This is a genomic window from Shewanella sp. MF05956 (assembly GCF_059758055.1).
The window spans coordinates 48,048-69,845 of sequence record NZ_JCAYNV010000016.1 but is presented as its reverse complement, the minus strand read 5'-3'; the positions used below and the strand labels follow the sequence as shown (position 1 = coordinate 69,845).

General features: G+C 42.8%; 22 protein-coding genes. 20 read left to right on the top strand and 2 right to left on the bottom strand.

Going from position 1 to position 21,798, the window contains the following annotated elements; translation table 11 throughout:
- The first annotated feature begins 7 nt into the window (after positions 1 to 7).
- From fliP to AC19MX_RS16800, 17 genes are all read left to right on the top strand, one after another.
- Complete coding sequence (fliP, locus tag AC19MX_RS16880) at positions 8 to 751, top strand: flagellar type III secretion system pore protein FliP (protein ID WP_432403621.1); 744 nt, start codon at positions 8 to 10, stop codon at positions 749 to 751.
- 12 nt (positions 752 to 763) lie between these two features.
- Positions 764 to 1,033 carry a flagellar biosynthesis protein FliQ gene (gene fliQ / locus AC19MX_RS16875; protein WP_432403524.1) on the top strand — a complete coding sequence of 90 codons (270 nt, stop codon included), beginning with the start codon at positions 764 to 766 and terminating at the stop codon, positions 1,031 to 1,033.
- 3 nt (positions 1,034 to 1,036) lie between these two features.
- A complete protein-coding gene (gene fliR, locus AC19MX_RS16870) occupies positions 1,037 to 1,840 on the top strand; it encodes a flagellar biosynthetic protein FliR (RefSeq protein WP_432403526.1) in 804 nt (267 codons plus the stop codon).
- Between the two features lie 9 nt (positions 1,841 to 1,849).
- Positions 1,850 to 2,983, top strand: coding sequence for a flagellar biosynthesis protein FlhB (gene flhB / locus AC19MX_RS16865; RefSeq protein WP_432403528.1), 1,134 nt, complete (start codon positions 1,850 to 1,852; stop codon positions 2,981 to 2,983).
- A 115-nt stretch (positions 2,984 to 3,098) separates the two neighbouring features.
- Positions 3,099 to 5,198, top strand: a complete 2,100-nt coding sequence (gene flhA / locus AC19MX_RS16860) for a flagellar biosynthesis protein FlhA (RefSeq protein ID WP_432403530.1) — start codon at positions 3,099 to 3,101, stop codon at positions 5,196 to 5,198.
- 29 nt (positions 5,199 to 5,227) lie between these two features.
- Positions 5,228 to 6,613 carry a flagellar biosynthesis GTPase FlhF gene (gene flhF, locus AC19MX_RS16855; RefSeq protein WP_432403532.1) on the top strand — a complete coding sequence of 462 codons (1,386 nt, stop codon included), beginning with the start codon at positions 5,228 to 5,230 and terminating at the stop codon, positions 6,611 to 6,613.
- A 4-nt stretch (positions 6,614 to 6,617) separates the two neighbouring features.
- Positions 6,618 to 7,499 (top strand): MinD/ParA family protein, encoded by an 882-nt coding sequence (locus tag AC19MX_RS16850; RefSeq protein ID WP_432403623.1) that lies wholly within the window; start codon positions 6,618 to 6,620, stop codon positions 7,497 to 7,499.
- Positions 7,492 to 8,211 (top strand): RNA polymerase sigma factor FliA, encoded by a 720-nt coding sequence (locus AC19MX_RS16845; RefSeq protein ID WP_432403534.1) that lies wholly within the window; start codon positions 7,492 to 7,494, stop codon positions 8,209 to 8,211. The genes AC19MX_RS16850 and AC19MX_RS16845 overlap by 8 nt, the downstream gene beginning before the upstream one ends.
- Before the next feature lie 45 nt (positions 8,212 to 8,256).
- A complete protein-coding gene (cheY, locus tag AC19MX_RS16840; protein ID WP_432403536.1) occupies positions 8,257 to 8,640 on the top strand; it encodes a chemotaxis response regulator CheY in 384 nt (127 codons plus the stop codon).
- Positions 8,641 to 8,653: 13 nt separating this feature from the next.
- Positions 8,654 to 9,391 (top strand): protein phosphatase CheZ, encoded by a 738-nt coding sequence (locus tag AC19MX_RS16835; RefSeq protein ID WP_432403538.1) that lies wholly within the window; start codon positions 8,654 to 8,656, stop codon positions 9,389 to 9,391.
- A 15-nt stretch (positions 9,392 to 9,406) separates the two neighbouring features.
- Entirely contained in the window at positions 9,407 to 11,647 is a 2,241-nt protein-coding gene (locus AC19MX_RS16830) for a chemotaxis protein CheA (RefSeq protein ID WP_432403540.1), read from the top strand.
- 26 nt (positions 11,648 to 11,673) lie between these two features.
- Positions 11,674 to 12,900, top strand: a complete 1,227-nt coding sequence (locus AC19MX_RS16825; protein ID WP_432403543.1) for a protein-glutamate methylesterase/protein-glutamine glutaminase — start codon at positions 11,674 to 11,676, stop codon at positions 12,898 to 12,900.
- Positions 12,893 to 13,348, top strand: coding sequence for a membrane anchored protein in chemotaxis locus (locus AC19MX_RS16820; RefSeq protein ID WP_432403545.1), 456 nt, complete (start codon positions 12,893 to 12,895; stop codon positions 13,346 to 13,348). The genes AC19MX_RS16825 and AC19MX_RS16820 overlap by 8 nt, the downstream gene beginning before the upstream one ends.
- 37 nt (positions 13,349 to 13,385) lie before the next feature.
- Positions 13,386 to 14,180 carry a ParA family protein gene (locus AC19MX_RS16815; RefSeq protein WP_432403547.1) on the top strand — a complete coding sequence of 265 codons (795 nt, stop codon included), beginning with the start codon at positions 13,386 to 13,388 and terminating at the stop codon, positions 14,178 to 14,180.
- Positions 14,164 to 15,234: a chemotaxis protein CheW gene (locus AC19MX_RS16810; RefSeq protein WP_432403549.1), complete on the top strand. Its 1,071-nt coding sequence runs from the start codon at positions 14,164 to 14,166 to the stop codon at positions 15,232 to 15,234. Before AC19MX_RS16815 ends, AC19MX_RS16810 begins: the two co-directional genes overlap by 17 nt.
- A gap of 2 nt (positions 15,235 to 15,236) precedes the next feature.
- On the top strand, positions 15,237 to 15,731 hold the full coding sequence (locus AC19MX_RS16805) for a chemotaxis protein CheW (RefSeq protein ID WP_432403551.1): 495 nt from the start codon (positions 15,237 to 15,239) through the stop codon (positions 15,729 to 15,731).
- An 82-nt stretch (positions 15,732 to 15,813) separates the two neighbouring features.
- The gene (locus tag AC19MX_RS16800; protein WP_432403553.1) at positions 15,814 to 16,212 is read left to right on the top strand and encodes a DUF2802 domain-containing protein; all 399 of its coding nucleotides are present in this window, start codon (positions 15,814 to 15,816) and stop codon (positions 16,210 to 16,212) included.
- Between the two features lie 175 nt (positions 16,213 to 16,387).
- On the opposite strand, the gene AC19MX_RS16795 is transcribed toward AC19MX_RS16800, so the two are convergent.
- Positions 16,388 to 17,782, bottom strand: a complete 1,395-nt coding sequence (locus tag AC19MX_RS16795; RefSeq protein WP_432403555.1) for an RsmB/NOP family class I SAM-dependent RNA methyltransferase — start codon at positions 17,780 to 17,782, stop codon at positions 16,388 to 16,390.
- A 157-nt stretch (positions 17,783 to 17,939) separates the two neighbouring features.
- Positions 17,940 to 18,611: a DUF2461 domain-containing protein gene (locus AC19MX_RS16790; RefSeq protein WP_432403557.1), complete on the bottom strand. Its 672-nt coding sequence runs from the start codon at positions 18,609 to 18,611 to the stop codon at positions 17,940 to 17,942.
- A gap of 609 nt (positions 18,612 to 19,220) precedes the next feature.
- On the opposite strand from AC19MX_RS16790, the gene AC19MX_RS16785 reads away from it, so the two are divergent.
- From AC19MX_RS16785 to AC19MX_RS16775, 3 genes are read left to right on the top strand one after another with little or no spacing between them, the layout of a single operon-like run.
- Positions 19,221 to 19,652: an ATP-dependent zinc protease family protein gene (locus AC19MX_RS16785; RefSeq protein WP_432403559.1), complete on the top strand. Its 432-nt coding sequence runs from the start codon at positions 19,221 to 19,223 to the stop codon at positions 19,650 to 19,652.
- Between the two features lie 4 nt (positions 19,653 to 19,656).
- Positions 19,657 to 20,562 carry a 30S ribosomal protein S6--L-glutamate ligase gene (gene rimK, locus AC19MX_RS16780; RefSeq protein ID WP_188958869.1) on the top strand — a complete coding sequence of 302 codons (906 nt, stop codon included), beginning with the start codon at positions 19,657 to 19,659 and terminating at the stop codon, positions 20,560 to 20,562.
- A complete protein-coding gene (locus AC19MX_RS16775) occupies positions 20,562 to 21,572 on the top strand; it encodes a succinylglutamate desuccinylase/aspartoacylase family protein (protein ID WP_432403561.1) in 1,011 nt (336 codons plus the stop codon). Before rimK ends, AC19MX_RS16775 begins: the two co-directional genes overlap by 1 nt.
- The last annotated feature ends 226 nt before the right edge of the window (positions 21,573 to 21,798 follow it).

The window sequence follows — 21,798 nt, the reverse complement described above, 5'->3', positions numbered from 1 at the left end:
CACTAGCATGTTGCTGATGGCCATTATGGCAATGCTCGGGTTATTGATGGCTCCTGATGCGTTCGCGCAAGATGGTATTTTACCGGCTGTTACTGTGACCACAGGCGCCGACGGTGCAACAGAATATTCAGTAACATTACAAATTTTATTGCTGATGACGGCGATGAGCTTTATCCCAGCAATGGTGATTATGCTGACATCGTTTACGCGTATCATTGTGGTGTTATCGATATTAAGGCAAGCATTGGGTTTACAGCAAACACCATCAAATCAAGTGCTTATTGGCATTAGCTTGTTTATGACGTTTTTTATTATGGCGCCAGTATTTGATAAGATTTATGTCGAGGCGGTTGAACCATATGTTAATGAAACCATGACCTTAACCCAGGCATATGATGTTGGCAAAGAACCGATAAAAACGTTTATGTTGTCGCAAGTTCGCACCACAGACTTACAAACCTTTATTGAAATTTCGGGCTACAAAGACATTCAATCTCCAGAGCAAGCGCCAATGAGCGTGGTGATCCCTGCGTTTATTACCAGTGAACTAAAAACCGCTTTTCAGATTGGTTTTATGTTGTTCGTGCCGTTTTTAGTGCTCGATTTAGTGGTCGCCAGTATCTTAATGGCTATGGGTATGATGATGTTATCGCCGATGATTGTGTCACTACCTTTTAAAATTATGTTATTTGTTTTAGTTGATGGTTGGGGCCTAGTGATGGGCACATTAGCGAATAGCTTCGGAATATAAGGCCGCCTATTTATGTCTCCAGAATCGCTAATAGATATCTTTAGAGAAGCATTGTCGGTCATTGTACTGATTGTGTCGGCGATTATTTTGCCCGGTTTGTTTATTGGTTTGATTGTGGCAGTGTTTCAAGCGGCAACCTCGATTAATGAACAAACCTTAAGTTTTTTACCTCGTCTTTTAGTGACCTTGTTTGCACTAATGTTTTTAGGTCACTGGCTAGTACAAACGATGATGGATTTTTTCCTTGATATGGTAAACCTCATTCCTTTAGTGATAGGTTAGGTTATGGATATTTTGTTTGATGAAATAAGTCAAACAATTGCCGCATACCTGTTGCCGTTTTTTCGCATCTCATCGATGTTGATGGTGATGACAGTTTTTGGTGCTAATACTACACCATCGCGTGTACGTTTAATGTTATCGGTTGCCATTACCGTTGCTGTTGCGCCGGTATTACCACCAGTAGAATCCATTGAGCTCGTGGCGTTTAGCTCAGTATTTGTGATTGCTCAACAAATTCTTATTGGTGTGTCGATGGGGTTTGTTACTTTAATGGTGATGCAGACATTTGTGTTAACAGGGCAAATTATTGGTATGCAAACCAGCTTAGGGTTTGCCTCTATGGTCGACCCTGGTTCAGGTGAGCAAGTACCTGTGGTGAGTAATTTTTTTTTACTGCTCGCGACGCTGATATTTTTAGCCGTTGATGGCCATTTATTAATGTTCAGAATGCTGGTGGCCAGTTTTGAAACGATCCCTATATCGACTCAAGGTATTTCAATTGCCAATTACCGCGCGTTAGCTGAATGGGGCAGTTATATGTTTGGGGCGGCATTAACCATGTCAATCTCGGCGATTGTGGCCTTATTACTGATTAACCTCTCTTTTGGTGTGATGACCAGAGCGTCACCTCAGTTAAACATTTTCTCTATTGGTTTCCCCGTTACCATGGTCAGTGGTTTGCTGATTTTATGGTTAACCCTTGGCCCTATCATGGCGCATTTTGATGAAGTCTGGCAGGCGGCACAGCTGTTGATGTGTGATGTGTTACAACTTCAATGTCAAACCGACGCTGCAATCGTGTTCTAAGGAGGGAAAATGGCCGAAAATGACAGCAGTCAAGAACGCACAGAAGAACCCACCAGTAAGCGACTTGAACAAGCACGTGAAAAGGGTCAAGTTGCTCGCTCAAAAGAACTCGGAACCGCCGCGGTGTTATTGGCTGCATCAGTAGGTTTTGCCATGACTGGACCTTCTATTGCGATTAGTCTTTACAACATCATGAAACAAATTTTCTCCATGGAGCGCGATCAAATATTCGATACCAACTCGATGTTTCGTGTTTGGGGCGTCGTGGGTAATGAGCTTGCCTGGCCACTGTTGAGTTTTATTGTATTGTTGGCGTTTGTGTCTTTCTTAGGCAATATCGTATTAGGTGGAATGTCTTTTTCGGTCAAAGCATTTATGCCTAAAGGCAGTAAGCTTAATCCGATGAATGGCTTTAAACGCATGTTTGGTACTCAAGCGTTGGTTGAGTTAACTAAAGGTATCGCTAAGTTTGCTGTTGTTGCGCTGTCGGCATATTTTTTATTAAGGTTTTATTTTTACGATATTTTAATGTTATCGAACGACCATTTGCCGGGTAATGTGTACCATGCGTTAGATCTGCTGGTATGGATGTTTATTGTTTTATGCAGTTCAATGTTGCTGATTGTCATTATTGATGTGCCGTTCCAGATTTGGAATCACAATAAACAGCTTAAAATGACCAAGCAAGAAGTCAAAGATGAATATAAAGACTCTGAGGGTAAACCAGAAGTCAAAGGGCGTATTAGGCAAATGCAGCATGAATTGGCTCAGCGCCGAATGATGACAGAAGTGCCAAAAGCGGATGTGATTGTGGTTAACCCCGAGCATTATGCAGTAGCGGTTAAATATGATGTGACCCGTTCATCGGCTCCATTTTTAATTGCCAAAGGCGTAGACGATGTTGCGTTTAAAATACGAGAAATTGCTCGTGAACATAACGTCGCTATTGTGTCAGCTCCTCCTCTTGCCAGGGCTATTTACCATACCACCAAGATTGACCAACAAGTGCCAGAAGGGCTCTTTACTGCAGTAGCTCAAGTATTAGCCTACGTGTTTCAACTCAGACAGTATCAAAAAGGTAAGGGACGTAAGCCTAAACCTATTCCTTACAAACAGCCTATCCCCGATGATTTAAAATATTAAGCTCAGCGTGTTTTTAGATAATGCTATTTTTGGCTTAATTCTTGCTTTCTAAGTTTATTCGCGTCAATTAACAGTCCATTGACGCAGTAGACTGACAGAAAGGGTTCATCTAAATATGGATGCAAAAGCAGCTTTTGGGCAATTTAAACAAATAAGACCATCTACTTTTAAAGGTATCGGTACGCCTGTATTAGTTTTGGCTGCATTAGGGATGGTGATTTTGCCTATCCCGCCATTCTTGCTCGATATCTTGTTTTCTTTCAATATAGCCTTAGCGTTAGTGGTGTTACTCGTCGCGATTTATACCGACAGACCCCTTGATTTTGCTGCCTTTCCTACCGTGTTACTTGTCGCGACGTTGTTGCGATTAGCGTTAAACGTCGCTTCAACTCGAATTGTATTGTTAGAAGGCCATAACGGTGGAGATGCCGCGGGTAAGGTGATTGAAGCCTTCGGCTCTGTGGTAATTGGCGGCAATTATGCTGTGGGTTTGGTGGTGTTCATTATCCTAATTATCATTAACTTTGCTGTAGTAACTAAAGGTGCTGGGCGTATTGCAGAAGTGAGTGCTCGCTTTACCCTCGATGCAATGCCCGGCAAACAAATGGCCATTGATGCAGATTTAAATGCGGGAACGCTTACTCAAGACCAAGCGCGTATTCGCCGTGCTGAAGTGACCCGTGAAGCTGACTTTTATGGCGCAATGGACGGTGCATCTAAGTTTGTAAAAGGTGATGCTATTGCCGGTATTATGATCCTAGTGATCAACATCCTCGGCGGTTTTGTTATTGGTATAGTGCAACATGATCTCGATTTCTCAAGTGCGGTAGAAATTTATACCTTACTGACCATTGGTGATGGTTTAGTGGCGCAAATACCTGGCTTACTATTGTCTATTGCTGCGGCCTTAATGGTAACGCGTCAAAATGAATCTGGTGATATGGGCCAGATGATGATGAGTCAGATGTTTGACAATCATAAGTCTTTAGCGATTGCCGCAGGTCTACTGTTTATTATGGGTATTGTACCCGGCATGCCGCATGTGGCATTTTTAACGTTTGCATTTATCACCGCCGGCGCCGCTTATTTTGTTTACAAACGTAATATTGAAAGAAAGCAAGCCGCGTTAGTCGTCGCGACTAAAGGCCCTGCGGAAGCCAAAGATAAAGAACCTAAAGATTTGAGCTGGGATGATGTGCGCCACGTTGACACCATCGGTCTTGAAGTCGGCTATCGGTTAATTCCATTGGTTGATAAATCCCAGGGTGGCGAATTATTAGGCCGTATTAAGGGTGTTCGTAAGAAATTATCTCAAGAGTTAGGATTTTTAGTGCCAGCAGTGCATATTCGTGACAATCTAGACTTATCACCCAATGCTTATCGGATTTCATTGATGGGGGTTGTGGTGGGTGAAGCCGAAGTGAGACATGACTGTGAACTGGCAATTAACCCAGGTCAAGTTTATGGCAAGCTCGACGGTATTGAAACTCGCGATCCTGCATTTGGTTTAGAGGCCGTTTGGATTTCGCCAGAGCAACGTGAGCATGCACAAACATTAGGCTACACAGTGGTAGATACCGCGACCGTTGTCGCAACCCATATTAGCCAGTTGTTAAGCAACAATGCCGCTAAACTATTAGGCTACGAAGAAGTGCAGCAGTTAATGGATATGCTGGCAAAGAACTCACCAAAATTAGTAGATGGTTTTGTACCCGACGTTATGCCTTTAGGCTCTGTGGTTAAAGTCATGCAGAACTTATTAAATGAGGGTGTATCGGTTCGAGATTTACGCACAATCGTCCAAACGTTATTAGAGTATGGTAGTAAGAGTAATGATACTGAAGTATTGACAGCCGCAGTGCGTATCGCCCTAAAACGGATGATAGTCCAGGAGATCTCTGGACCAGAACTTGAAATCCCTGTCATTACATTGGCGCCTGAGTTGGAACAGATGTTGCATAAGTCTATGCAGGCGACAGGTGGAGAAGGGCCAAATATTGAACCCGGACTCGCAGAACGCATGCAGCAGTCACTTTTAGATGCTGCACAGAAGCAAGAAATGGTTGGGCAACCAGCCATATTATTGACATCTGGTATGCTGAGATCCACGCTGTCACGATTTGTTAAATACACTATTCCAAATTTACGAGTGATTTCTTACCAAGAAATCCCCGACGAGAAACAAATCAGAATTGTTTCTGCAGTAGGTCAATAGTGATAACGTCAGTTTAAAGAGGTGCGTACGTGAAAATTAAACGATTTTTTGCCAAAGATATGCGTGCAGCATTGGCACAAGTTAAAGACACCTTAGGGTCTGACGCTGTCATTATGTCTAATAAAAAAGTGGCTGGTGGCATCGAAATTGTTGCCGCGGTTGATTATGACGAACCAAAAGCCGCTATGGCGTCGCAAGCGCCAACGAATAGCTTTATGGATGTCAGTGAAGATAGAGTTTCATTGGGCGCTAAACCTGCCGTTAAGGCACATTCAAAAGTGAGCCCACCGCCTGCAGCGGACTCGTTACAAGCATTACTTGAAAAGCAGCACAATCGCATGGCACAGCAAATGTCTGTGCATCAAGATGAACCAGAGTTACCTGAATGGGCTCGCCAATTACAAGGGGCTAAAACGGCTAAGCCTACCCCAAGTGCGCCACAGGTAAATCATCTTGAAAAACCCAATAAAAGTAATAAAAATCAATCTGCCGAGCTAGACTCATTGCGTGAGGAAATGGCATCGTTAAGAAGCTTACTGACCCACCAGGTGTCTTCTTTAATGAAAGATCACAAAAAGCGCTCTGATCCAGTTGGCGCCATGTTAGAAAGTAAATTAATTGCAGCTGAGTTTTCTCCCGCTGTTGCTGCTAAACTAGCTGGGCTGAGCCAACACTACACGCCAGCAGACTTAGTGCGAGCATTACCACAAAGTTTAGCTAATTTACTTGATAATCAAGGTGATGATATTGTTAAACGTGGTGGTGTAGTTGCTTTTGTTGGCCCAACGGGTGTCGGTAAAACGACTTCTTTAGCAAAAATTGCTGCGCGGTTTGCTGCACATCATGGTCCTGAACAAGTCGCGTTGATTACGACAGACCATTATCGAATTGGAGCATATGAGCAATTAGCGACATATGGTAAAATTATGGGCTGCCCTGTTAAGCAAGCACATGATTTAAGCGAATTAGAGCAGATTTTATATCAATTTAGAAATCGTAAGCTAGTGTTAATTGATACTGCGGGAATGGGACAACGAGACATGCGTCTTTATCAACAACTTGATAATTTGACTGCAAATAGTAGGATCCCAATTCGCAGTTATTTAGTGATGTCTGCCACTGGCCAGCGTCGTGTATTGCAAGATGCAGTTGAACACTTTAAACGCATTCCGTTATCGGGTGCTATTTTGACTAAATTAGATGAATCAGTATCAATTGCAGGTGCATTGAGCGTATTGATTCAAAATGAGTTACCATTGAGTTATGTTACTGACGGTCAACGTGTTCCAGAAGACATGAAAGTGGCTGATACACTAGAATTAGCCAAACAAGCACTAGCCGCATTAAACGAAACAGAACAACCAACGTCACAAGACACGGCATGGTCAAATGACACTGCCTATGCATTTGAGTAAAGATATGACTCGGGATCAAGCAAGTGGTTTACGTATGATGAATCAACCAAATAACGATAAAGTTAAAGTAATTGCCGTATCCGGTGGTAAAGGCGGAGTCGGTAAAACAAGCGTATCAATTAATACCGCAGTCGCATTAGCCGAAAAGGGCAAGCGTGTACTGGTGCTTGATGCTGACTTAGGTTTAGCCAACGTTGATGTGATGCTAGGGATCCGTGCAGAGAAAAATTTATCTCATGTTTTGTCTGGCGATGCCGAATTAGATGACATCATTGTCCGTGGGCCAAAAGGGATCGGTATTGTGCCGGCCACGTCTGGTTCACAAGCGATGGTTGAATTGACCCCAGCGCAGCATGCCGGTTTAATTCGTGCCTTTAGTGAAATGCGCACCCAGTTCGACATTTTAATTGTTGATACGGCTGCGGGTATTTCAGATATGGTGCTGAGTTTTTCGCGGGCGTCACAAGATGTATTAATCGTTGTATGTGATGAACCTACATCGATTACTGATGCTTACGCCCTGATTAAAATTTTAAGTCGTGAACACGGTGTGTTCCACTTCAAAATTGTGGCAAATATGGTGCGTAGTTTACGCGAAGGCATGGAATTATTTGCTAAACTCAGTAAAGTAACAGATAGATTTTTAGATGTGGCCTTAGAGCTTGTCGCTAGTGTTCCTTTCGATGAAAATTTGCGCAAAGCAGTTCGTAAACAAAAACTGGTCGTAGAAGCCTTTCCAAAATCACCTTCTGCGATTGCATACCAAGGGTTGGCCAATAAAATTATGACCTGGCCTGTACCGCAACAACCTGGTGGTCACTTAGAGTTTTTTGTTGAACGCTTAGTACAACGTAAACCAGTAGAAGAGGGGAGAGCGAGTGAATAAAGCCGCAGCGTATACTCAGTTCGATAACAAAACATCGATTGTTGAACAGTATGCACCGTTGGTGAAACGCATTGCTCATCATATGTTGGCAAGGCTGCCAGCATCAGTGCAACTGGATGATTTATTACAAGCAGGTATGATGGGGCTTCTAGAAGCATCATCAAAATTTGATGGCACCAAAGGGGCTAAATTTGAAACCTTTGCTGGCATTCGTATTCGTGGCGCAATGATTGACGAAATTCGCCGCGGTGACTGGGTTCCACGCTCAGTTCATCGTAATAATCGCCGTGTAGCCCATGTCATTGACGAACTTGAACAAGTGTTAGGGCGCGATGCACGAGACACAGAAATTGCTGAAAAACTTGATATGTCTCTCGATGAGTACCATCATATCTTAAATGATGTTTCTGTCGGTAAAATCATAGGCATAGAAGACCTTGGTGTTTCCCAGGATGTGTTAACCACAGACGACGAATCCCCAAATGAAGCTTTTGATTCTCTCGCCGAGACTCAGTTCCAATCTGCACTGGTTGAAGCAATTAAAACCTTGCCAGAAAGAGATGCTTTAGTGCTGTCGTTATATTATGACGAAGCATTAAACTTAAAAGAAATCGGTGCCATCCTTGAGGTAAGTGAGTCGCGAGTTAGCCAGATATTAAGTCAGGCCATGCTCAGACTAAAAGCCAAACTCAAGCATTGGACACAAGAATAATAACTAATTATAGAGCAAACGAGTGTCAGCTCACCGGAGGAAACCTTGGACAAGAATATGAAGATTCTTATTGTTGACGATTTTTCAACAATGAGACGTATCATTAAGAACTTGTTGCGAGACTTGGGATTTAATAATACCCAAGAAGCAGATGATGGCTCAACAGCCCTACCTATGTTACAAAAAGGTCATTTTGACTTTGTTGTAACCGACTGGAATATGCCGGGAATGCAGGGTATTGATTTACTTAGAGCAATCCGTGCAGACGATTCACTAAAACATTTACCTGTATTAATGGTTACGGCTGAAGCTAAGCGTGAGCAAATCATTGCTGCGGCTCAAGCTGGTGTTAATGGTTATGTTGTTAAACCGTTCACAGCCGCTACGTTAAAAGAAAAGTTAGACAAAATCTTTGAACGACTCGCTTAAGCAAGGATAAGTCATGCAGGCATCAATATCGGGGTTAATTACTCTCGAACAGGCCCAGCAACTTGTTGAACTGCTATCGGCGGGAGAGCAAGGTAAAGCTGACGAATTAATTAGAGATTTAGCGACTCCTCTGCAGCGTGAGCTGTTTGAAGAGGTCGGTAAACTCACTCGCCAATTGCACAGCGCACTAAAAGATTTCCAAGTTGATAACCGTTTATCTGAATTAGCGAACACTGAAATTCCGGATGCTAAAGAAAGATTAAACTATGTTATTGAGATGACAGAACAAGCTGCTAATAAAACCATGGATGCGGTTGAAGAATGTTTGCCTTTGGCCGATACCATTATAAGCAACATTCAATCTGTAACGCCTATGTGGGATAAACTGATGCGTCGCGACATCGAACTGGGTGAATTTAAATCACTTTGTCATGATGTTCAGCAGTTTATGTCTAATAGCGAGCATGATTCTAACCGTCTTCGTGAATTGCTCACTCAGATATTGATGGCGCAAGACTTCCAAGATTTAACCGGTCAGATGATCCGCCGAGTGATTGAACTAGTGCGCGAAGTAGAGAGTAATTTAGTATCCATGTTGACCGTTTTTGGTGACCATACTACTGAGTCATTACCTACAATTAAAGATAATAAGATAGAGGCAGAAGGCCCAATCATGAACGCTGAGTTACGTGAAGACGTGGTCACGGGTCAGGATGAAGTTGATGATCTGCTATCAAGTCTGGGTTTCTAATTAGGAGTCAATTTAATGTCATTTGATGTTGATGAAGAGATACTCCAGGACTTTTTAATTGAAGCTGGTGAGATTTTAGAGCTTCTACAAGAGCAGCTGGTCGCTCTTGAAAATAATCCTGATGACAGTGATTTACTTAATGCTATTTTCCGTGGATTTCACACCGTCAAAGGTGGGGCAGGTTTTCTAAGCCTTAAACCCATGGTTGATGTGTGTCACGAAGCAGAAAACACGTTTGATCTTTTACGTACTGGTAAACGTGTAGTCAATGCAGAGCTAATGGACATAATTTTGCAAGCGGTTGATGCAATTAATACCATGTTTGCTCAAACTCAACAGGGACAACAACAAGACCCTGCCGATTCAGACTTGTTAGCAAAACTAAAATTATTAAGCTCTGGCGCTCCACTGCCGTCTGAAATGGGTCAATCAACTGCTGAACCTGAAATCATAGAAGAAGCCGCTGAAGTCTCTGAACCTGAATATGTCGAAGACATTAGTGTGCAATCTACTTCTGCACCTAGCTCAACTGGTATTGATGAAATTGACGAATCTGAATTTGAAGCATTACTCGATGCCTTGCATGGCTCAGGTAAAAGCCCAACCTCAACAGCTACATCCGCTGTAAATCAAGACACCATAGCACCTAAATCGGCCAGTGCATCATCAAGCAATAGTGATGAAATTACCGATGATGAGTTTGAAGCATTACTTGATGAGCTTCATGGTTCTGGATCGTTTAAAGCCAAAGCTGAAACCACTAGCGAACCCATTAAGCCAGCAGAACCGGTTGTTGAACCATTAGTCGACTCTGATGAAATTACCGATGATGAATTTGAACGCTTATTAGATGAATTACATGGTAAAGGCAGTGCTCCAGTCGTTGCTAAACCAGCAGCCCCTGTCGTAGCGGCTACGCCTACACCTCCTAAAGTTCCTGACGCACCGAAAGCTGTTACACCAGCCCCCGTTGCCAAAGCCGCGCCGGCAGCAGTGCCCGTACCTAAAGCTGAAGTCGCCAAAGATAAAGCGCCTGTACCTGTCGCGGCTAAAGCCAATGCAGTCCCACAAGGCGAAACGACGGTTCGTGTAGATACTGCTCGTTTAGACCAGATTATGAATATGGTTGGCGAATTAGTGTTAGTGCGTAATCGCCTGGTGAGTTTAGGCATTACCCGCGAAGACGAAGAAATGTCTAAAGCGTTGGCCAACCTTGATCTCGTTACCGCTGACTTGCAGGGTGCGGTAATGAAAACCCGCATGCAGCCAATTAAGAAAGTGTTTGGCCGTTTCCCAAGGGTTGTCCGCGATTTAGCTCGAACATTAAATAAAGAAATTGATTTGATCATGATTGGTGAAGAAACCGATCTTGATAAAAATTTAGTTGAGGCACTAGCCGATCCATTAGTCCACTTAGTGCGAAACTCGGTAGACCATGGTATTGAAATGCCGATTACGCGTGAAGCCAATGGCAAGCCTCGAACAGGCACCATTACGCTTTCTGCGAGTCAAGAAGGTGACCATATCCTGCTTAAAATTGAGGATGATGGCGCAGGGATGGATCCTGAAAAGCTAAAACAAATTGCTATCACTCGCGGCGTGTTAGACGAAGATGCCGCATCAAGAATGACTGATAACGAAGCGTATAATCTGATTTTTGCACCAGGCTTCTCAACTAAAGTTGAGATATCTGATATTTCAGGCCGTGGTGTGGGCATGGATGTGGTTAAAACTCGCATTAATCAGTTAAACGGTACTGTTCACATTGATTCAATGAAAGGCAAAGGCACGGTTCTTGAAATTAAAGTGCCGTTGACCTTGGCGATTATGCCAACCTTAATGGTCGATGTGTCTAAGCAAGTATTCGCATTGCCGCTGTCGAGTGTGAATGAAATATTCAATTTAGATTTAACTAAAACTAATATTGTCGATGGCCAATTAACGGTGATTTTCCGTAATAAAGCTGTGCCATTGTTTTATCTTGAGCATTGGCTTCATAGCAAGAAAACGACGTTTAAGCATGGTGATAAAAAGCATGGCCATGTTGTTATTGTGCAGCTTGGCACTTTGCAGATTGGTTTTGTTGTCGACGCACTTATTGGTCAAGAAGAAGTGGTGATTAAGCCCTTAGGCAGTATGTTGCAAGGCACGCCTGGTATGGCTGGAGCAACAATTACTTCAGACGGCGGCATTGCGCTTATTTTAGATATTCCCGGTTTACTTAAACATTACGCCAAAAATAAAAACAAAAAATAAAAAAGTTCCATAAATTAAGGAATTAAATGGCCATAAAAGTATTAGTTGTAGATGATTCTAGCTTTTTTCGACGTCGAGTCAGTGAAATTGTTAATCAAGATCCTGATCTCGAAGTCGTTGCTGTTGCTGTTAATGGCAAAGAAGCGGTTGAGATGGCTGCAAAGTTAAACCCTCAAGTGATCACGATGGATATCGAGATGCCGGTTATGGACGGTATTAGTGCTGTCCGTGAGATCATGGCTAACAATCCTACACCTATTTTAATGTTTTCTTCGTTAACACATGACGGAGCTAAAGCGACACTTGATGCGCTAGAAGCTGGCGCGCTCGACTTTCTCCCGAAACGTTTTGAAGACATCGCGACCAATAAAGATGATGCAATTAGTTTGCTACAACAGCGCATCAAAGCGTTGGGTCGCAGACGAATGTATCGACCGAGCGCGTTATCAACTCCGAGTGCATTATCTAGCAATACAATAGACTCTCGTCGTTCATCGAGCTTATCAGACAACAGTTTAAGTGCATCTCGCCGACCATTAAGCTCAAGAATTAATCAAAGCACTGCAGCTGTTGGGAATGCTTCATTACCCTCGCGCAGCGGATTAACTTCGCCAGTGACTGAGCGTCAATCAGCACAGATTGCTCCATCAGTGTCTACTATTCGAGCCAGTGGTAAACAATACAAAGTCTTATTAATCGGTACCTCAACAGGTGGGCCTGTTGCACTACAAAAAGTGCTGACGGCATTTCCAGCTAATTACCCGCACCCTATTGTACTCATTCAACATATGCCGGCCGCGTTTACGCCCGCATTTGCTGCTCGTTTAAACTCGTTATGCAAAATAGAAGTGAAAGAAGCACAAAATGGCGACGTCATGCGTGCTGGTTGTGCGTATCTTGCACCTGGTGGTATGCAGCTAATGTTAGAGCGCGCCGGGATGACCGCACGCTTAAAAGTGTTAGCTGGTAACGCAGACATGAATTATAAACCATCGGTAGATATTACTTTTGCGTCAGCATCTAAAGCTTATGGTGGTGATGTCTTGGCTGTGGTATTAACTGGGATGGGAGCCGATGGCCGCGAAGGCGCCAGAATGCTTAAGTCAGCTGGAGCGACTATTTGGGCTCAAGATGAAGCCAGTTGTGTCGTATATGGAATGCCACAAGCCGTTGCTTCTGCTGGAATATCGGTACATTCTATTGCGCTTGATAATATGGCCGATGCGATTTTAAAAGAGACCAGTCGTGGCTAATTCAGCAACATCATTAATCACTAAGCTTCGATTAGGCTTATTTTTGTGCTTTGTTGCCATCCTTGTGTTAGGCAGTTTATATCTTGATTCACGGCGTAAAATGACCTTACTTACAAAAGAGGTTGAACAACTAAAATCTTCGCAAGTGTTATTGATGGTACCGGAAGACCAAGCTGAAAATATTTCCAATTGGTTGTTAATGCATCCAGAGCAAACCCAAGCCATGATTAGTCAGTCGGGCAAAAATGACACGAAAAGTGTGCTAGTTGGGCCAGGAGCAGAGGCGCCTAACAATGACAAATTATCACCATCGACTGACAGCTCACAGACATTACCAACGCATGAAGTTATAGTGTCTGAAAATGCTCAAGGCGTTAAAGTGATTCGCTTGCCTAATGGCGGTATTCGAGTTACCACTCGAGAAGATAAACAACAAAAACAGCAATGAGCATTCCATCGCATAATGATAAGTTGAGAGGCTTTTTTTGAAAGTATGGACAGTAGCAAATCAAAAAGGTGGTGTCGGTAAAACCACCACGGTTGCCAGTTTAGCTGGAGCGTTAGCTAAACGTGGTCAACGTGTGTTGATGATTGATACCGATCCTCATGCTTCATTGGGCTATTACTTGGGTATTGATTCCGATGAAGTACCAGGGTCGCTTTATGATGTGTTTTTAAATCATCAAGCTTTGACTCAAGAATTGATTATGCAAAATGTGATACCCACTCAAATAGAAGGTTTAGATATTATTCCCGCCAATATGGCACTTGCCACACTTGACCGTTCTTTAGGTCATCAAGAAGGTATGGGGCTAGTATTACGTAATTTATTATCATTAGTTGAAGACAAATACGATGTGGCCATTATTGATTGTCCGCCAGTGCTTGGGGTATTAATGGTCAATGCGTTAGCGGCGAGTAATCATATTATTATTCCGGTGCAGACTGAGTTTTTAGCGATAAAAGGTTTAGAGAGAATGGTGAAAACCATGGAAATTATGGGCCGTTCTAAAAAGACCCGTTATAGCTACACAGTGTTACCGACAATGTACGATAAACGCACCAAAGCATCACCAATAGCGTTACAGTTTTTACAAGACAAATATGGACAAACATTGTGGCCTAATGACGTGATCCCAGTAGATACCAAATTTAGAGATGCCAGCCTAGCGCATTTACCCGCATCACATTATTCTGCGACGAGTCGTGGGGTTAAAGCATACAATCGTCTGCTTGATTTTTTATACGCTCGGGAGTTTACTCATGTCAAAATCGGTTGATGAAACTGTTTTTGATTATTTCAGTATTTTATTACAGGAACCGGCAGAAGCCCAACCTGCAATAACATCTGAAACCAAGCCAGTCGCTGCACCTATCGCGGTTCATCCTAAATCGATAGACAATGCTAAGTCAGCACAAGAGAGTGCAGATGTGACCAGTAAACCTGAGTCTTCATTTGCGTCACAAATAAAAGCTGCGAGTGCTCGACGTTTTGCTGAACCCGCAACTCAAGTCGATAAATTAGCACTGGAAAAGCTACTGTCTGCGGTATCGCATGTCGACAAAGGCACTGATATACAGCTGCAAATTAAGGCCAGTGCAGAAAGAGTGCGTCAAGCTATCAGCCAAACAGAGACGACACCTGTTGAGCAATCCGCGCTAAAAAGTATAAATATACAAAAAACGTCATTAACGAATAAAGAAATCAAACCGTTAGTCGATATAAAAACTGATAATAGTGCGCTAGCTGAATTAAAAGACGCTATTATTAAACATGACAAGCTCGCTGAAGACAAAGCCGCGCAACAACAAGCGTTGCAAACGCAAACTGGGGCGACACCACCGAGTATTACTCAAAATTTACAAGACGTATTAGATGATGAATTTCAGGTATTATTCTTTAATGTTGCAGGCTTAACCTTAGCCGTGCCATTAGTGAGTTTAGGTGGCATTATAAAGATAGAGAAAATTAACCATCTCATTGGTAGGCCGTCATGGTTTAAAGGAGTGCAAACTCACCGCGACAGTAAAATTAATGTGGTTGATACCTGTGCCTGGGTCATGCCAGAAAAATATACACCGGCACTGGCAGAAACAGTGAACTATCAGTATCTTGTTATGTTAGAAAACAGTTCTTGGGGCTTAACCTGTGAGTCATTGGTTAATGCCGTGAAGATAGACAAATCACACGTCAATTGGCGTGAAAAACCGGGTAAGCGTCCTTGGCTTGCTGGGGTAGTAAAACAACAAATGTGTGGCATTTTGCATGTACAAGCATTGATTGAAATGCTTGATGCAGGTTTAGGTTGTCAGGATTCGATTGACCGAGGTTAACTATGAGCGATTCTAGAAGTGTAGCAGCGGTTGCTGCGGGTAAAGACGATGCAGTATTACAATGGGTAACATTTAAGTTAGACCATGAAACCTACGGCATCAATGTAATGCAAGTTCAAGAAGTGTTGCGTTATACCGAGATAGCCCCTGTGCCGGGCGCGCCTGATTATGTACTAGGCATTATTAACCTTCGTGGCAACGTCGTGACCGTCATTGATACGCGCTCACGTTTTGGTTTGCAGTCAGCTGAGCTTGATGATTCTACCCGTATTGTGATTATCGAAGCCGAAAAACAAGTTATTGGTATTTTGGTAGACAGTGTTGCAGAAGTGGTTTATTTACGTCGCTCAGAAATCGATAACGCGCCAAATGTGGGAACTGAAGAAAGTGCTAAGTTTATTCAAGGCGTGAGTAATCGTGATAATGAATTATTGATTTTAGTCGACCTAGATAAGTTATTGTCAGACGACGAGTGGGACGAATTAACACAGCTTTAATTTTTAATTTGTAATCCTAAAGCCAACCATTGTTTGTTGGCTTTTTATTTTGCTTTTATGTAATGGCAATGTAGGTATGTTGATGGGTGATGAATTTTTAATTGCTGCGCTAGTTTCCGTGATTATTTGCCTTGGTTTGGTGCTTTACTTACAAAAACAATCACGCAAGTTAAAGACTAAAGTTGACGCATTAACCGTGCTAGTTAAAGAAAGTGATCGCCAACGCGAAGCTGTAAAACGCGAATTACAAGAATTGCGCAGCGGCACGATTGGTGTTGGCCGTCGAGTGGTTGAACTAGAAAAAAAGCTTGTTCAACAGTCCGATATGATTGAAGAATCCAGCCAGCAAGACCCACAAGCTAAGTTGTATTCTCGTGCGGTTAAAATGGTTGCGCTAGGGGCGGGTATTGAAGAGTTAATTCAAGAATGTGAACTACCCAAAGCCGAAGCCGAGCTGATTTTAAGATTGCATCGAAAGTAATACCAATCCGCATTCTGAGTCATCACTTATTAAGACGGAATGGTATATAGATAAAAACAACAACGCCATCAACTTGATGGCGTTTTGTTACTAATTATTAGACTGATTAATGATTAGACTAACTAATGACTAATTAATTGTCATTGAAAGCATAAGAATAGGCTTGAAGTCGCGCTTATTTTCGACGCATTTTAGCGACGAACATACCGTCACTGTCTGCCAGTTGCGGCCATATGGTGAGCATGTTGCATAACTCACCAGTAAACGGGTGTGTAATTGGAATAAGCTCAAATTCATTGGTTTGCGCCAAAAAAGCCTCCACGACATGCTCGTTCTCACTCGGCGACAGTGAACATGTGGCATACACTAACTGCCCACCCGATTTAACAGCTGCAGCACTTCGAGTTAAAATATCCAATTGAAGCGCGGGTTTATCGCTGACTGCACTGACATCGTCTAACCAGCGCATATCAGGATTTCGGCGCCACGTGCCCGTACAGCTGCAAGGTGCATCGACTAACACGCCATCAAATGCATTGGGGTTAACGGGAAGGGCATCTGACTTCCAAGCTGAAACCGAGATATGCTTAAAACCAGCACGCTTAGCCCGTTTGTTCAGTTCTTCTAATGGTTTGTTACGGATATCTGAGGCAATAATACTGCCGCGACTATTTGGGTCTTGTTGCAGCATCAACGAACGTAATTGCAAGGTTTTACCGCCAGCGCCACTGCAGGCATCCCACCATTGTTCATTCGCTTGGGGCTGACAGATCTGGCCAATCACTTGCGACGCAAGATCTTGAATCTCAAGATGCCCGAGTTTATACGTGTCGACTTCATTGAGGTTAATACTTTTATGACCCAGGCTCATGGCGTCAGTAAAAAACTCACTTGCTGTAGCTTCAATACCCGCTTTAGACAACTGCGCTAAAGCTTGTTTAGTCGTCATATTTTGTACTCGGGCCCAAATGGGTGGGCGGCTGCTCATGGCTTCAACAACGGCTGTTTTTTCTGTTGCTGTTACAGGGCAGGTTTGCCAAAACCATTGGGGTAATAAGTCACTGGTTTGGCACTGTGTCATACCTGATAAGTCAATAAATAGCGCTAACTTATCATTGACACTCTCGGTGCGTTGAGTTTTGTTAACTTGATCTCCAGGAGCTTCCTTCTCTGCTTTGGTCGCATCGTGCCATGCTGCAATATCGTCCCAAGCTTGGGTGACATCGTGCCATGTATGTTGTTCAAGTGCTGCACAGGCACTTAATTGCCTAAACCAAATCACATGCTGTTGTGATGCTTGTAACTGGCTCAGCCAACCCCACCAACGAAATAAACCAAATAGACTTTCGCGGATCACTCGTCTGTCTTTTGAACCGTGTTTTTTATTTTCACGAAAATATTGGCCAATAATCCTATCAGCAGGCATTTTGCTGCTCATCACTTGATTAAACAACATTTCGATTGTTGCTGCATAACTGAGCGCACGCTTTTGCGCTGGCGTAGTGGCTTCAATGTTGAGGGTATCATTGAACACAGAAAGGGCGGGTTGAGCAGAACGTGTTTGACTCATGTAATGACCTGATATGACGATATAACAACGATGTTGGTGCAACTTAATGCAATATGGCGGTAGTTTACCATGTCTTGAAACGAAATCATTATAAGCCAGTGGAGTTAGTTAAGCCTTCACTGGCTTGATATTGAGTTTGTGTTTAGAGCATTAAACGTTAAAAGTCTAAAGATAATGCAAAGCAAAGATAAGCCATTAGCGAACGTGTCTGCTCAAATTCTTTTGTACAAAACTCGACAAAGTCGTCACTGCACACTTGTTCAATCGAAACGGGTTTAATGGCGATAAAATCTTTACGTTTTAGCTCGTCTATTAACGGATGCTGGCTATCAAACCCTCGTGGCGGTCTAATTAGGCTGTCGCCAGTGAGTTCAAAACCAGCTTTGCTCAATACGGCTAAGGCTTTTTTGTAACCGTTTGGATTTTCATCTATGCACTGTCTAATGGCATTTAATGCTTTAGCTTCGGGATGCCAAATACCTGCAGCAATAAAGCATTCGTCGTTAGCTACATGCACATAAAACCCTGGGGCATGCACATCTTTTGCTTGAAAGTGGCGAAACTGAATACCTACATTGGTTTTATATGGTGTTTTATCTTTGCTAAAACGGCTGTCGCGTTGCGGGCGCATTAAGCTGCCACCGACTTTTTTAGGAACGGCAGTAAAACGAGGCGACAACCCTAGAACCGTGCCCTGCATCGCTTCAATAAATTGCAATGCGGGTGTACGCACGCGATCTTCATAATCAGGTTGATTCGCTTTAAACCACTCTCTGTCGTTGTTGTTGGCCAGCTTATGTAAAAAATCAAAACTTTGTAGGCTAAACATAGCAATACCTTTTAAACGGGTTTACTTAATAGAAACTCAACCATCATAATCAATGTGGTAGACGAGTGAAACCAAGATTAAATGTCGAAGTTATAATTAAATCATGCAAAAGATGAGTGATATTTGACCTTTTTTATTTTTACTTAGCGAATTTAAGGTGTTTATCTCAAGTTGACGTGTGTTTTTGGTCATTTTATTGTCAAGTGTTAACGTTGTAACTAACTGAGTTGATGTTTTATTTTCTTCTAAGCGTTAATGTTAGTTTGATATAAATAAAGCGTTAGTGTTAAAATTGAGCCAAAGGTTGTTTTATCCCAGTCTTGTTGTTTTTATTTGTCGTGCAGCATCTTGTTCACTCTTTCCTAATTCGTATTCATTCATAATGACTCATCCATCCTCTGGATTAACATGTTAATGTAATGAGTACGACTTGCTGACGTTAAAAATTAGTCAGTCGTGAGTCAATTAGTGGGTGAGAATATATTGAACGATGTCACATTGATGGCAACAAAGTCACAGATTGACGATATTACAGTACATAATCATACATAGATTTTATTGATAGATTACACTCTGGAATGAAAATTCCTCTACAAGAAAGGATTGACCATGACTGAACACTCCCTCGGTATTGTGGGTTGGCGAGAGTGGGGCACTTTTCCTGAGATTGGCAACGAAAGAGTCAAAATCAAAGTGGATACTGGCGCAAAAACGTCCTGTTTACATGCGTTTAAAATTAAACCGTTTCAAAAAGAAAAACAAAAGTGGGTCCGAGTTTGGCTTCATCCAGATCAAGACTCAGATCGTGAAGTAGTGTGCGAATTCCCTGTATTTGATCGTCGAGCGGTAAGTGACTCTGGCGGACATGTGACGAAGCGCTACGTGATAAATACGCCGATTATTATCGGTGACCAACAATTTGACATCGAACTGACCTTAACAAACAGAGATAACATGAAATTTAGAATGTTACTCGGTAGACGCGCATTAGAAGGGCGTTTTTTGGTTAATTCAGCAGAGTCGTTTTTAGCAGGAGAATAGCAAAATGCAAATCGCCATTATGTCGAGAAACCGTAATCTTTACTCGACAAGTCGTCTTAAAGAAGCCGCCGAAGCTCGTGGTCATACAATTAAAATTGTCGACCCATTAAAGTGTTATATGAACATCAACATGAATGCACCAAGTATCCATGTTCGCGGCGAAGAATTGCCGAAATTTGATGCGGTTATTCCGCGCATTGGTGCTTCGGTGACTTTTTATGGCACAGCTGTTCTGCGTCAATTCGAAATGTTGGGTACACACCCTTTAAACGAGTCTGTTGCCATTACACGTTCTCGCGACAAACTGCGTTCACTGCAGCTTTTGTCACGTAAAAATATTGGTTTACCGGTAACCGGTTTTGCTAACCAACCAGCCGATGTTCCTGACTTGCTTGATATGGTAGGCGGCGCACCGTGTGTGATTAAATTACTTGAAGGTACTCAAGGTATTGGCGTGGTATTAGCCGAAACGCGTAAAGCCGCTGAATCGGTTATTGAAGCCTTTATGGGCTTAAAAGCCAACATCATGGTGCAAGAGTATATTGCTGAAGCTGGCGGTGCCGACATTCGTTGTTTTGTGATTGGCGATAAAGTCATTGCTGCAATGAAGCGCCAAGCATTACCGGGTGAGTTCCGTTCTAATTTACACCGTGGTGGTTCTGCGAGCATTGTTAAATTAACCCCAGAAGAGCGCTCAACTGCACTTCGTGCGGCTAAAACAATGGGCCTAAACGTTGCCGGCGTAGATATTTTACGTTCTAAGCACGGTCCACTCGTGATGGAAGTAAACTCGTCGCCAGGTCTTGAAGGCATCGAAAAAGCCACTGGCATTGATGTGGCAGAAAAAATTATTCAATTTATTGAAAAGAATGTTAAGCCTACTAGCTCGAAGACTAAAGGAGTCGGTTAATGGCAAAAAAGCACGAACCGTTTGTTATTGGTGATGTTAGCGTCGCGGCAGGTACACAGCTTAGTGTAAAACTGCCCGCAGCAAAACTGTATAACGATACGCCAATGGATTTGCATGTAGAAGTGTTTCACGGTACTAAACCTGGCCCTACTTTATTAGTGTGTGCAGCTATCCATGGCGATGAGTTAAATGGCATTGAGATATGTCGACGCTTGCTCGGTCGTGTGAATGCTAAAACCTTAACCGGCACATTATTAGTGGTCCCGATTGTTAACGTATTTGGCTTTATTCAGCAATCGCGTTACCTGCCTGATCGCCGCGACTTAAATCGCTGCTTTCCAGGAACCGCTAAAGGTGCGCTTGCCAGTCGCCTAGCGCATTTGTTTAGCAGCATGTTAGTTAAGCGCGCAACTCATATTGTTGATTTGCACACCGGTGCGATTCATCGTGAGAACTTGCCGCAAATTCGTTGTGATACTGACGATGAAACCATGCTCGCGATGGCCAATGCCTTTGGTGCACCAGTGGTGATGTCTTCTAAAGCGCGCGAAGGCTCTATGCGTGGTTACGCTAACAGCCTTGATATTCCGTGTATTTTATACGAAGCCGGTGAGGCATTACGCTTTAGTGACATGTCGATTAAGTCAGGCCTTAATGGCGTGATTAATGTGATGCGTTGTATTGGTATGCTTAAAGGTAAAATTAAAGCCACAACCAGTGTGAATGCCAGCCGCAGTTATTGGGTCCGCAGTGAAGCCGACGGACTTGTTAACATCAAGCTAAAGCTGGGTGAGCGGGTATCAAAAGGTCAAGTCTTGGCTAATATCGTTAACCCTTTAGGTGGCGAACCATGGCCGTTATTGGCACCGTCTGACGGCATTATTATTGGAAACAGTAATATTCCGGTAACCAATGAAGGTGAAGCCCTGTTTCATATAGCCCAATTTAGTGGCGATGAAATTGAAATTATCAATGACAATCTTGATGATTTTATGCAGGAATACGCATAGCTTGACGAGTGAATAGCTTGACGAATTAACAGCTTGATTAGAGTGAAAAATGGCGTGGAATCGAATTCCACGCCATTTTTTTATTCTGTAGTTTATCCCCAGGTGATGTTTGAATCATATGTAATAATTGCCAAATAATATTAACGCTTTTCGTTCGGTAAATTGAGGCTTTAATTGTTATTTATTTGATAAATTTCAAGTAGATACCATAATTGAACTTATAAAA